This window comes from Streptomyces sp. NPDC059900 (genome assembly GCF_050270335.1).
In the GTDB taxonomy this organism is placed as follows: Bacteria; Actinomycetota; Actinomycetes; order Streptomycetales; family Streptomycetaceae; genus Streptomyces.
On sequence record NZ_JBNNJZ010000007.1, the window covers coordinates 33,932 to 46,595 of the forward strand.

At 70.8% G+C, this 12,664-nt stretch carries 10 protein-coding genes; 4 read left to right on the forward strand and 6 right to left on the reverse strand.

The features are described from left to right. Window positions 1–36: 36 nt before the first annotated feature. Window positions 37–378 (forward strand): SsgA family sporulation/cell division regulator, encoded by a 342-nt coding sequence (locus tag ACQKIP_RS02595; RefSeq protein WP_365866349.1) that lies wholly within the window; start codon window positions 37–39, stop codon window positions 376–378. Window positions 379–412: 34 nt separating this feature from the next. On the opposite strand, the gene ACQKIP_RS02600 is transcribed toward ACQKIP_RS02595, so the two are convergent. Then, complete coding sequence (locus tag ACQKIP_RS02600; RefSeq protein ID WP_365866350.1) at window positions 413–2,665, reverse strand: MMPL family transporter; 2,253 nt, start codon at window positions 2,663–2,665, stop codon at window positions 413–415. Window positions 2,666–2,774: 109 nt separating this feature from the next. Beyond that, window positions 2,775–3,347, reverse strand: coding sequence for a TetR/AcrR family transcriptional regulator (locus ACQKIP_RS02605; RefSeq protein ID WP_365866386.1), 573 nt, complete (start codon window positions 3,345–3,347; stop codon window positions 2,775–2,777). 235 nt (window positions 3,348–3,582) lie between these two features. Between ACQKIP_RS02605 and ACQKIP_RS02610 the strand changes: the two genes are divergently transcribed. Together ACQKIP_RS02610 and ACQKIP_RS02615 are read left to right on the forward strand one after the other, a co-directional pair. Beyond that, a complete protein-coding gene (locus tag ACQKIP_RS02610; protein ID WP_427741978.1) occupies window positions 3,583–6,873 on the forward strand; it encodes a S41 family peptidase in 3,291 nt (1,096 codons plus the stop codon). 113 nt (window positions 6,874–6,986) lie between these two features. Continuing rightward, the gene (locus tag ACQKIP_RS02615) at window positions 6,987–7,193 is read left to right on the forward strand and encodes a hypothetical protein (RefSeq protein ID WP_365866352.1); all 207 of its coding nucleotides are present in this window, start codon (window positions 6,987–6,989) and stop codon (window positions 7,191–7,193) included. 91 nt (window positions 7,194–7,284) lie between these two features. On the opposite strand, the gene ACQKIP_RS02620 is transcribed toward ACQKIP_RS02615, so the two are convergent. Genes ACQKIP_RS02620 through ACQKIP_RS02630 form a run of 3 tightly spaced genes read right to left on the reverse strand, consistent with a single transcriptional unit; the run spans window position 7,285 to window position 10,693 of the window. Then, complete coding sequence (locus tag ACQKIP_RS02620; RefSeq protein ID WP_361195216.1) at window positions 7,285–8,163, reverse strand: SDR family oxidoreductase; 879 nt, start codon at window positions 8,161–8,163, stop codon at window positions 7,285–7,287. After that, the gene (locus tag ACQKIP_RS02625; protein ID WP_365866354.1) at window positions 8,160–9,113 is read right to left on the reverse strand and encodes an alpha/beta fold hydrolase; all 954 of its coding nucleotides are present in this window, start codon (window positions 9,111–9,113) and stop codon (window positions 8,160–8,162) included. Before ACQKIP_RS02625 ends, ACQKIP_RS02620 begins: the two co-directional genes overlap by 4 nt. Then, the gene (locus ACQKIP_RS02630; RefSeq protein ID WP_365866356.1) at window positions 9,110–10,693 is read right to left on the reverse strand and encodes a flavin-containing monooxygenase; all 1,584 of its coding nucleotides are present in this window, start codon (window positions 10,691–10,693) and stop codon (window positions 9,110–9,112) included. The genes ACQKIP_RS02625 and ACQKIP_RS02630 overlap by 4 nt, the downstream gene beginning before the upstream one ends. Window positions 10,694–10,879: 186 nt before the next feature. Here ACQKIP_RS02630 and ACQKIP_RS02635 point away from each other — a divergent pair, with 186 nt between their 5' ends. Continuing rightward, a complete protein-coding gene (locus tag ACQKIP_RS02635; protein ID WP_365866389.1) occupies window positions 10,880–11,521 on the forward strand; it encodes a MerR family transcriptional regulator in 642 nt (213 codons plus the stop codon). Window positions 11,522–11,573: 52 nt separating this feature from the next. Here ACQKIP_RS02635 and ACQKIP_RS02640 read toward each other — a convergent pair whose 3' ends face one another. Continuing rightward, complete coding sequence (locus ACQKIP_RS02640; RefSeq protein WP_365866358.1) at window positions 11,574–12,623, reverse strand: DUF6528 family protein; 1,050 nt, start codon at window positions 12,621–12,623, stop codon at window positions 11,574–11,576. Between the last annotated feature and the right edge of the window lie 41 nt (window positions 12,624–12,664).

Sequence of the window (12,664 nt, forward strand, 5' to 3'; positions counted from 1 at the left end):
AAGGCCCGAGACGGCCGTGACGGTGAGGAGTCGGCGATGACCGCAGTAGAACAGTTCGCACGCGTCCACGTCGTCTCGGACTCCCCGGACGACCAGCTCGCCGTCCCCGCCGTCCTGCGCTACGACCCGGAGGCCGACCCGCTTTCGGTGCGGATCGGCCTCCCCGGTTCCCACGAATGGACTTTCGCCCGGCAGCTGCTCGAACAGGGCCTGCGGGCCCCGTCCACCAGCGGCGACGTACACATCTGGCCCTGTGGGCGGGTCCAGACGGTCATGGAGTTCCATTCGGCGCAGGGGGTGGCGGTAGTGCAGTTCGACGCGTCCGCACTGATCCGCTTCCTGCGCCGCACGTACGCGGCCACCCCCGTCCCGCACTGACGCGCAGGTCAGCCGCGTACGTCAGCGCCGTACGTCAGACGCGCTCCAGCTCCCTGTCGTCATCGCCCGGGCCCTGCTTGCCCGCCGAGTCGAGGTCACGCAGCCCCTCGCCCTCGACATCCACGTTCGGCAGCGCGCGGTCCAGCCACCTCGGGAGCCACCACGCCTTCTTGCCGAGCAGCGCGAGCACCGCAGGGACCAGCGCCATGCGCACGATGAACGCGTCGAAGAACACCGCGATCGCCAGCCCGAAGCCGATCATCTTCACCATCTGCTCCGTGGAGCCGATGAAGCCGGCGAAGACCGCGATCATGATTACCGCGGCTGCCGAGACCACCCGGGCGCCGTGCCGGAAGCCGGTCACGATCGCCTGGCCGGGGCGCTCCCCGTGGACGTACGCCTCTCGCATGCGCGTCACGAGGAACACCTCGTAGTCCATCGCGAGGCCGAAGACCACGCCCACCATGAAGATCGGCATCATGCTCATGATCGGGCCGGTCTGCTCGACGCCGAAGAGCGAGCCGAGCCAGCCCCACTGGAACACCGCGACGACCGCGCCCAGGGCCGCGAGGACCGAGAGCAGGAAGCCGAGCGCCGCCTTGAGCGGGACCAGGATCGAGCGGAAGACGATGATCAGCAGGAGGAAGGCGAGGCCGACGACGAGTGCCAGGTAGGGCAGCAGGGCGTCGTTCAGCTTCTGGGAGACGTCGATGTTCATGGCCGTCGTACCGGTGACCATGACGCTCGCGCCGGTGTCGGACTTGATGTCGCCGCCCGCGTCACGGATCGCGTGCACGAGGTTCTCGGTCTCGATGCCGCTGGGCTTCGAGGACGGGACGACGGAGATGATCGCCGTGTCGCCCTCCTTGTTCAGCGCCGGCGGGGCGACCGAGAGGACGTCGTCGAGTCCGGAGATCGTCTTGGTGATCGAACCGGCGGCGGCCTTCGGGTCCTTGGAGTCCTTGAGGTCGGCGACCACCATCAGCGGGCCGTTGAAGCCGGGGCCGAATCCCTCGGAGACCAGGTCGTACGCCTTGCGCTGGGTCGTGGACGTCGGCTGCGAGCCGTCGTCGGGCAGACCCAGTTCGAGGGAGGAGACGGGCAGCGCCGCGGCGCCCAGGCCGATGACACCGACGAGCAGGACGGTGAGCGGACGGCGGACGACGAAGCGCGCCCAGCGCGTGCCGAGGTTGTCCTTGGGCTCCTTCTTCCCGGAGCTCTCGGCCTCCGCCGCGGCCTTCTTGCGGCCCCCGCCGAGCACCTTGCTCTTCTCGCCCGTGGGCTTGACCTTCTTGCCCGCGTACCCGAGCAGCGCCGGAATCAGGGTGAGCGCGATGAGGACGGCGATGACCACCGTGCCCGCCGCCGCGAAGCCCATCTTGGTGAGCATGGGGATGTTCACCACGGCGAGGCCGACAAGGGCGATGACCACGGTGAGCCCGGCGAAGACCACGGCCGACCCTGCGGTCCCCACGGCACGCCCCGCCGCCTCCTCGCGGTCCCGCCCGTCGGCGAGTTCACCGCGGTAGCGCGAGACGATGAAGAGCGCGTAGTCGATGCCGACCGCGAGGCCGATCATCATGGCGAGCGTGGAGGTCGTCGTCCCCAGGTCGAGCGCGCTGGCAAGCGCGGTGATCGTGGAGACGCCGATACCGACGCCGATCAGCGCGGTGAGCAGCGGAAGCCCCGCCGCGACCAGCGAACCGAAGGTGATGACGAGAACGACGGCCGCGACCGCGATGCCGATGACCTCGGTGGCCCCGGTCTCGGGCATCGCCTGGAGCGCGTCACCGCCGACCTCGACCGTGAGCCCGGATTCCCGTGCCTCGTCGGTCGTCTTCTCCAGGGCGTCACGGCTGTCCTCGGTCAGCTCCATCGAGGTGACCTTGTACGACACCGACGCGTACGCCGTGGAGCCGTCCTTGCTGACCGTCTTGGTCTGGAAGGGGCTGTCCGCCCGCGCGACCTCGTCCGAACCGGACTTGAGCGCGGCGACCGTCTTCTCGATGTCCGCCTTGTTCTGCGGATCGGTGACCTTCTCGCCGTCCGGCGCCTTGAAGACGACCTTGGCGCTCGCACCGTCGGCGCTGGCTTCGGGCACCCGCTCTTCGAGCAGGTCGAAGGCCTTCTGCGCCTCCGTACCCGGAATGGAGAAGGAGCTGGAGGCGGCGGTGGGCGCGGACGCGGCGCCGACCCCCGCGAGGGTCAGGAGCGCCACCCATATCAAGGCGACGAAGTGCCGCCGCCTGAAGGCGAGTCGGCCTAGTTTGTAGAGGAAAGTGGCCACGAGGGCGTACTCCCGGTCAGGTCGTGGTGTCTACGGGGCAGGAGGGATCAGCCCGACGACGTGAGCGGTCGCGTCAGGTGGAAGGGGTGGTCCTGGTGAAGGGGGTGGGTCAGACGCCGAGAGCGGGGAGGATCACGGCGTCGATGTAGGAACGGAGGAACTCCCGGTCGACCGAGCGGTCCTCGATGAGGTCACGGGCGACGAAGCCGCCGATCATCATGTGGATGACGTAGTCGAGCGCGGGGTTGTCCGGGGACACTTCGCCGCGCTCCACGGCCCTGCGCAGCAGGAGGTTCAAACCGGTGATCTCCGGCTCGACGAGCAGCTGCCGCAGCGCCTGGTGGAGTTCGGGGTTTCCGTGGATGGCGTGGAACAGGCTCCGCATCAGCGCGGCGTCCCGCTCCATCTGACAGTCGTCCGAACGGTCCACGCTCTCCATCAGGTCCCCGCGCAGGGACCCGGTGTCGATGTCGGCGATGGACACCGGCTTGTTGTGCCGCAGCGCCCTGGCGACCAGCTCGGGCTTGCTCCCCCACTGGCGGTAGAGGGTGGCCTTGCTGGATTTCGCGCGGGCCGCGATGGCGTCCATCGTGAGCGCTTCGTAGCCGACCTCGCGGAGCAGATCGAGCACGGCCGCGTAGAGCTCGGCCTCGCGCTCGGGTGTGATCCGGCTGCGCCGCACCGTTGCCGCCTCAGCCATGATCCCTCCGCTCCCTGTCGAAACTGTTCCGTACGCCACGACTGTACCCGGCGCCTTAACGAAACGAAACCGTTTCGTACGTGTGCTGCGTCACGCGCACGCCGCCGCGCCCGGCCGCGTCCGGCCGTGCGTCCGTTCCAGTCCGCCGAGCCCGGCCGCGTCTGTTCGTCTCCCTGTACGAGTTGCCGGGCCCTGCGCACCGGAAAAGCATGGTGAAGTGACCGACGCGCGCGATGAAGCCCATGCTGACCACGCCGACCAGGCCTACCTGCGATTTCCGCACCTCAGCGGCGACCGCCTCTGTTTCGCGGCCGAGGACGATCTCTGGGTGGCCCCGATGGGCAAGGACGGCGAGCCCGCGGGCCGGGCCTGGCGGGTGACCGTCGACCGGACCAAGGTGAGCCACCCGCGCTTCTCGCCGGACGGCCGCCACATCGCGTACACGACATGGCGCAGCCTCGACCCGGAGATCCACCTCGCCCCGGTCGACGGCGGCCCCGCCCGGCGCCTCACCTACTGGGGCAGCACGGACACCCGGGTCTGCGGCTGGTCCCCCGACGGCGACATCCTCGCCGTCTCCTCGCACGGCCAGCCCTTCTCGTACTTCTGCTGGGCCTACAGCGTGCCCACCGACGGCTCGCCCGGCGGCAAGCTGCCCTGGGGCCCCGTCTACGACATCGCGGTCAACGACATCGAGGGCGAACGCAAGACGCTCCTGCTCACCGGAAAGCCGCCGCACGAGCCCGCGGCCTGGAAGCGCTACCGGGGCGGGGCCATGGGCCGCCTGTGGATGCACGGCGAGCAGATCCTGCCCGACCTCGACGGGCATCTGGACGCCCCGATGTTCGTGGACGGCAGGATCGCCTTCCTCTCCGACCACGAGGGCGTCGGCAACCTCTACTCCTGTCTGCCGGACGGCTCCGACCTGCGGCGGCACACCGATCACGACACGTTCTACGCCCGGCACGCGTCCAGCGACGGCGACCGCGTCGTCTACCAGTGCGCGGGCGACGTCTGGCTGGTGGACGACCTGAGCGCCGGCTCCGTGCCGCGCCGCCTCGACGTACGCCTCGGCGGGCCGCGCGCCGGGCGGCGGATCTACCAGGTGCCGGCCGCGCAGCACGTCGACTCGCTCTCCGTCGACGCGACGGGACGGGCCAGCGCCGTCGTCGTACGCGGCAGCCTGTACTGGCTGACGCACCGGGACGGACCCGCGCGCACCATCACGGACACCCCGGGCGTGCGCGTGCGGCTCCCGGAGATGCTCGGCAAGGGCGGACAGGTCGCCTACGTCACCGACGCGGAGGGCGAGGACGCCGTAGAGATCGCCTATCTGCCGCGCGCCAGCGGTGCGCGCCTGCCGCGCAGGCTCGCCCAGGGGAAACTCGGCCGGGTCCTCGAACTGGTCTCCGACCCCGAGGGCGAACGGCTCGCGATCGCCTCGAACGACGGGCGGCTCCTCCTGGTCGACGCGGGCGAGGAGTCCGACGGCGAGGTGACGGAGCTGATCGCCTCCGTCAACGGGCCGGTGCGCGACCTGGCGTTCTCCCCGGACGGGGCGTGGCTGACCTGGTCGCATCCGGGCATCGGCCGCTCGCTGCGCCAGATCAAGATGGCCCGCATCGAGGGCCCCGGCTGCCGCATCATCGTCGACGTCACCAACGGCCGCTTCGAGGACGAGAACCCCGTCTTCACGCGCGACGGCCGCTATCTCGCCTTCCTGTCCTGGCGCGGCTTCGACCCCGTCTACGACGTACACACCGGCGACCTCTCCTTCCCGCTCGGCTGCCGCCCCTACCTGGTGCCCCTGTCGTCGGCGACCCCCTCGCCCTTCGCGCTCTCCCCCGACGGCCGCCCGGCCGCGGGCGGGCTCGACCCGGCGGACGGCAGGTCACAGGACGGCACGGTGATCGTGGAGGTGGAGGGCCTGGAGAACAGGGTGACGCCGTTCCCCGTCTCGGCGTCGAAGTACTCGGCCCTGCACCCCGTCAGCGGCGGCGGCCTGGTCTGGCTGCGCTGGCCGATCTCGGGCGCCCTCGGCGAGACGTTCGCCAACCCGTCGGACACCTCGGGCCGCCCCACCCTGGAGTACTTCAACATCGCCAAGGCCAAGAAGTCCGCCCTGGTCGACCACCTCGACTGGTTCGCGCTCAGCGGCGACGGCACACGGCTCGTGGTGGTCGACGAGGGCGACCTGAGCGCGGTGCCGTCCACGGAGGTCGGCGACGGCGACACGACCGTCTGGATCGACCTGCGCCGCATCCTGCACGAGGTCGACCCGGCGGCCGAGTGGCGCCAGGCCTACGACGAAGCGGGCCGGCTCATCCGCGCCTACTTCTGGGAGCCGCACATGTGCGGCATCGACTGGCCCGCGGTCCTGGACCAGTACCGGCCGCTCGTGGAACGGGTCGCGTCCCCCGACGAGTTCGCCGACCTGCTGCGCGAGGTCCTCGGCGAACTGGGCACCTCCCACGCGTACGTCTCCCCCGCCCGCCGCAACGAAGGACCGCCGCACTACCAGCGGGCGATGGGCCTGCTCGGCGCCAATCTGGTCTGCCGGGACAACAAATGGATGGTCACCCGGATCCTGCCCGGCGAATCGTCCGACTCCAAGGCACGCTCGCCGCTCGCGGGCGCGGGCATCCGCGAGGGCGCGGTCCTCACGCACATCGACGGCCGCCCGGTGGACCCCGTGGCCGGCCCCTACCCCCTGCTCGCGGCGGCGGGCGGCACGACGGTGGAGCTGACGTTCGAGGCGGCGGAGGCGGAGGGCAGGCCGCGCCGGGTGGCGATCGTCCCGCTCATCAACGAACGCCCCCTGCGCTACCAGGACTGGGTGGCCAAACGACGCGACGTCGTACGGGAGTTGAGCGACGGGAAGTGCGGCTATCTGCACATCCCCGACATGGGCGGCTCCGGCTGGGCCCAGTTCAACCGCGACCTGCGCCTGGAGGTGTCCCGCCCGGCCCTGATCGTGGACGTACGCGGCAACGCGGGCGGCCACATCAGCGAGCTGGTGGTCGAGAAGCTGACGCGGAAGATCCTGGGCTGGGACCTGACACGCAACGCCCAGCCCGTCTCGTACGCGTCGAACGCGCCCCGGGGTCCCGTGGTGGCCCTGGCCGACGAGGCGACGTCGTCGGACGGCGACATGATCACGGCGGCCTTCAAGCTGCTGGGCCTCGGCCCCGTGGTGGGCCAGCGCACCTGGGGCGGCGTGGTGGGGATGACCGGGCGGCACGTCCTGGGGGACGGCACGGTCATCACGGTGCCGATGAACGCGGGGTGGTTCGACGAGTACGGCTGGTCCGTGGAGAACCAGGGCGTGGCCCCGGACCTGGAGGTCCTGCGCACTCCCCTGGACTGGGCGGAGGGGCGGCACGCACAGCTCGACGACGCGGTGCAGGTCGCGCTCGACCTCCTGGCACAGCAGCCGGCGGCGACGCCGCCGGGCCAGGACGACGTGCCGGACCGGCGGCGTCCGAAGCTGCCGCCGCGGGACTCCTGACGGGGCATTCCCGCGGCCGGTAACTGCCTGTTAAAGATCGAAATGCGAGGTATGAACCCTCATGTAAGTCTGGTCGAGGCCCCTCCAACCTCACCCTCTAGGAGTGAACAAGCATGGGCATCAAGGACCAGTTCCAGGACAAGGCCGACCAGCTCGCCGACAAGGCGAAGGGCGCCATGGGCGACCGCAAGGACGAGGCGAGCGAGCGGGCTTCGCAGGCGCGGGACGAGGCGAGCGAGCGTTCCTCGCAGGCCCCGGACCAGGCTCAGGAGGCGGCCCAGGAGCAGCAGGACAAGTTCGACCGCGACTACGACGCCTGACGCTGCGGCGAGCTCGAACGGATGAGGCCCCCCGGGACGCCGGGGGGCCTCATCGCTGCGTCCGGTGCGAGGCCCGACGCCGGGGTATCAACTACCGCCCCGTACGGGCCTGTTCGTCGGCGGAGCCCCCCGCTCCCACGAGCCCCGTGGAGACCGAGGCGAGGCGGGGCTCGAAGCGCCGCATCTCGCGCTGGCCGACCGTGCCGATGAGCGCCGGGAGGTAGCCCCGGATGCCCTGCATGCCCCGCAGCCACCACTGCGCGTACACATGGCTGGAGCGGCGCTCGATCCCGGCGACGATCCGGTCGACGGCAGGGCCCAGCGGGTACGTCTTGTTGGACGGCCACGGCAGGCGCTGGCGCAACTCCCGCATCACGTCGTCCTGGTCGGCGCCCCGCACCATGTCGGTGTCCGTCCAGGACAGGTACCCGACGCCCACCTTCACGCCCTTGTAGCCGACCTCGGCCCGCAGACAGTGCGCGTACGCCTCGACGCCCGACTTCGACGCGCAGTACGCGGACATCATCGGCGCCGGAGTGATCGCCGCGAGGGAGGCGATCTGGAGCAGATATCCCCGACTCTCGGTGAGGACCGGCAGGAACGCCCGCCCCGTCACCGCGCTGCCGATGAGGTTGACCTCGATCACCCGGCGCCACGCGACGGGGTCGGACTCGACGAAGGGACCGCCGTTGGCGACGCCCGCGTTGGCGACGACGATGTCGACCTTGCCGAACCGCTCCTTGACCTCCTGAGCGACCCGCGCCATCTCGACATGGTCGGTGACGTCCGCGTGCCAGGCCTCGGCCTCGGTGTGCAGCCGCCCCGCGACCTGCTTCAGCTCGTCCGGTTCGAGGCCGACGAGCGCGATCTTCGCGCCGCGCGCCGACAGCTTGCGCGCGAGCAGCTCGCCCACGCCCCGCGCCGCCCCGGTGACGACCGCGACCTGACCCTCCAGGCTGACCTTGCTCATGCGCTGCTCCCCTCAAGCCCCTGAATCTGCTGATCGCCGGCCCGTACGTACCTCTTCGCGAGATCCCTGATCCCGTCCGTTATCGCTTCCGGCGCCTCGACGGGCGTCATGTGGCCGATGCCCGGCAGCTCGGTGAGACCGAGGGAGTCCGGCAGCATTCCGGCGATGCGCCGAGCGAGCGTGACGGGCGTCATCCGGTCAGCCGTGCCCGCGATGACCGCGGTCGGCACGGTCAGCTCCAGGACCCCGGCGTCGAGCGCAAGCTCGTCCAGTACGTGCGACCAGCGGTAGCGCACCACGCGCGGGCACCCGTGCACGATCCGCGCGCACACCTCGACCCGGTCCGGCGCCGAACCCGGCCCCATCGTCGCGTACTTGAGGATCTTGCGGGCCATGGGCGTGACCGGACCCAGCGGCGCCTTCGCACCGAGGACCGACCGCGTGAGCCGCGTCCGCAGCCCTCCGGCCCGTATCGGTACCACGGTCGACTCGGCGACGAGCCGCGAACTGCCCGTGCTGCACAGCAGAACCGCCGCCGTGTGCTCCCGGAAGCCGGGCCGCGTGCTCGCGGCCATGATCGTCATGCCGCCCATGGAGTGCCCGGCGAGGACGGCCTGCTCGCCAGGGGCGAGCGTCGCCGCGAGCACCGCCTCCAGATCGTCGGCGAGGGCGGTGGTGCTGTAGCCCTCGACGCCGTCCGGCGCCGCGCTGCGCCCGTGCCCCCGCTGGTCGTACGCGATCACGCGGTGATCGACGGCCAGCTCACGTATCTGCGCGGCCCAGAAGGCCGTCGAGCAGGTCCACCCGTGCGCGAGCACCACCGCGGGCGCGCCCTCGGGCCCGTGCACCTCGGCGTGCAGCCGCGCGCCGTCCGCCGAGACGACGGTCAGTTCCCGTGCCGCGGGAGGCGGCGCGAAGGGGCCGCTCGTCACATGCATCAGCCTGCTCATGCGCCTGCCTCGATCTTCTTCGTCTTACGGGACTTCGGCTTCGCGGCTTGCGCACTCACCTTCGGCGGCCGCACCACCTCGTACTCGGCGAGGTCCACCCGCCGCGTCGCATTGCGGAACTCGCTCGTGGTCCCCGGCCAGATCGTGGTGTTCACGCCGTTCTCGTCGAGGTACCAGCTGTTGCAGCCGCCGGTGTTCCACACGGTGCGCTTCATCCGCTCCTGGACCTTGTCGTTCCAGGCGTTCACGGCGCTCGTCCGCACGGCGAGCGCGGCCCGGTCACCGAGCACGTCCAACTGCCGCATGTAGTCGGCGAGATAGTTCAGCTGGGACTCGATCATCAGGATCATCGAGGAGTTGCCGAGGCCGGTGTTCGGGCCGATGACCGTCATGAAGTTGGGGAAGCCCGCGGCGGTCGCGCCGCGCAGCGACTTCATCCCGTCCTTCCAGGTCTCCATCATCGTCACGCCGTCGGCGCCCACCACGCGGTTGGCGATCGGCATGTCCGTCACATGGAATCCCGTACCGAAGATGATCGCGTCGACCTCGGTCTCGGTGCCGTCCGCGGCCACGACGGTGTTGCCGCGCACCTCGCTCAGCCCGCTGGCGACGACGTCCACATTGGGCTGCGCGAGCGCCGGGTAGTAGGTGTTGGACAGCAGGATCCGCTTGCAGCCGATGCGGTACGAGGGGGTCAGCTTGGCCCGCAGCGCCGGGTCCTTGACGGCCCGGGCGATGTTCCGCTTGGCGAGCTGCTCGACCACGCCGAGCTCGTTGGGCCGCTTGGTGAACGCCTGGACCTGCAGCTCCCGGATGCCCCACAGGATTCCGCGCCGGGCCTGCGTGGTGAACGGAAGCTGGCGGTGCAGCCAGCGCTCGGCCTTGCTGATGGCGCGGTCCATGCGCGGCATCACCCAGGGCGGGGTGCGCTGGAAGAGGGTGAGCTTGCCGACCTCGCGCTGGATGGCGGGCACGATCTGGATGGCGGAGGCGCCGGTGCCGATCATCGCGACGCGCTTGCCGCGCAGGTCGTAGTCGTGGTCCCAGCGCGCGGAGTGGAAGACCTTGCCCTCGAAGGTGTCGAGGCCGGGGATGTCCGGCAGCTTCGGGTCGGAGAGCGGCCCGGTGGCGGAGACGACGACGTCGGCGGTGAGGGTGCCGTTGCTGGTCTCGACCTCCCACAGCAGCCGGTCCGCGTCCCAGCGCAGCTGCATCACCTCGGTGCTGAGGCGGATGTGCGAGCGCAGCCGGAAGGTGTCGGCGACCTTCTCCAGGTACTCCTGGATCTTCTCCTGGCCGGAGAAGGTGCGCGGCCAGTCGGGGTTGGGCGCGAAGGAGAACGAGTACAGATGCGAGGGCACGTCGCACGCGCAGCCCGGATAGCTGTTGTCCCGCCAGGTGCCGCCCACCGCGTCGGCCCGCTCCAGGACGACGAAGTCGGTGATGCCTTCCCGGCGGAGCCGGACCGCGGCCCCGAGCCCGCCGAATCCGGACCCGATCACCGCCACCCGCACGTGTTCGTGTGCGCGACCACCCTCGCGCCCCTGCTCGCGCTCCTGCTGGCGCTCGTCCTCGGCCATGCCGCCGCCTCCCGAACTGCATCACGACTCTGCCAGTGACCACTGGCGCAATTGGGAGAGTAGAACAACTCCCTACTGATGGGTAGGGGTCTGGCGCCGCGAGTTACCGCCGGTAGAACACGCGCACGACGCACACGATCCGCCAGCACATAGGCTGCTGCCGTGGCAGAAACACGCGAGTACCGCATGGAGGAGCTGGCCAAGGCCGCCGGCATCACGGTGCGCACCGTGCGCTTCTACCGTGAACGCGGTCTGATCCCGCCGCCCCGCCGCGAGGGCCGTATCGCCTGGTACGACGACCACCACCTGGCCAGACTCCGGACGATCGCCGCCCTCCTGGAACGCGGCCACACCCTGAGCGGCATCGCGGAACTCGCGGAGGCCTTCGAGAACGGCCGCGACGTCGGCGAACTCCTGGGCATCGGCGAACCCACGGAGGAGACCCCGGTCCGCCTCACCCCCGAGGAACTCGCCGACCGCTTCGCGGGCGAGGTCACCCCCGAGAACCTCGCCGCGGCCATGGACCTCGGCTACCTCGGCACGGACGGCGACGAGATCGTGCACGTGAGCCGCCGCCTCCTGGACGTCTCCTCGGCCCTGGTCCGCGAGGGAATCCCGCTGGCGGCGGTCCTGGAGGCGGGCCAGCGGGTACGCGAACACGCTGACGCGCTCGCGGAGTTGTTCATCACCACCATCCGCACCCACACCCCGTCCGAGGCGGGCAACGTCAGCATCGAACGCCTGCGCCCACTGGCGAAGAGCGTGGTGGAGGCGGAACTGTCGATGGCCCTGGACCGCAGACTGGCTTCGGAGAAGCCGGAGGAGTAACCCCTGCCGGGGGCCCACCACCCGCACCCACGCACCACCCGCACCCGCCCGCCTACCGCGGCAAGAACCACCGGGCCTTGTAAATCCCCCCGTCGACCAGCGAATACTCACTCCGGGGCCGATGGACACTCACCTTGGTGGTCCACCAGGTCTCCTCGAGCCCGGCCTCCGGCACGGTGGACAGCACCTGCCCGGTCCGCGGATCATCCCCCACCGCCTTCACGGACTTCCGGGAAATCTCCTCGGCCCCGGCAAAGTCCTGCACGAAGGCCCCGGCCTCGATGTCGTACTGGAAGACGGCCGCGTTGGTGGTCACCCAGAGCCGCTCCACGCGCCCGCCCCGCCCCACACCCCCGGCCACGGGAAAAAGATCGTGCCCGCCGGGAGTCTTCCCCGGCGTCCCGACCGGAAGCCCCACCGAGGACCGCCGCGCCAGCGTGGGCCGCGCCCGCGTCCCGCCCACCTCGTACGTGACCAACTCATCGTCGCCGATGGCCCACAGCACCTGCCGCGCACCGTCCCAGTGCAGCCCGTGCGCCCCCTTGAGCTCCGCCTCGGCGTACTGCGAGGCACGCGGCCCCTGCGACGCCGCGTACAACCGCACCAGCGCCCCCGTACTGCACGCCACCGCGACATTGCCGTCGGGCAGGATCTCCGCGCTGTGCGGATTGAAGAGGTCGTCGCCGGGACCCAGCGCCGCACCCCAGTAGCGCTTGCCCGAGGGGTAGTCGACCACGGCGACGAACCCGAAGGACGCGGTGGTCAGGACGTACGTACGCCCTTTGAGTCTGCGCACCTTCGACTCGCTCGGATACACCCAGCTCTCCTCGGGCCGGAGATCCTCGTACCCCTTGCGCCTGGTCGGCGAGAACGCCCACCGCACGGCGGACGGATCACGCTCCACGTCCCACACCCTGCGCCGCGGGTCGAGCACCAGGATCTGCTGGGTCGCCTGCTCGGTGAGGAGCACGGGCGGCGTGCGGCGCGGGACCCCGCCCGGAGTGCCGCCCGATGCCCCGGCGGGCGCCGCGGCGGCCAGCGGCAGCCCCGCTCCGACCCCGGCGACCAGCGCCCCCAGCAGCACACCCCGACGAGATGGCATCGACGCACCGGACATGAAGTCTCCCCCACACGGCTGACAGT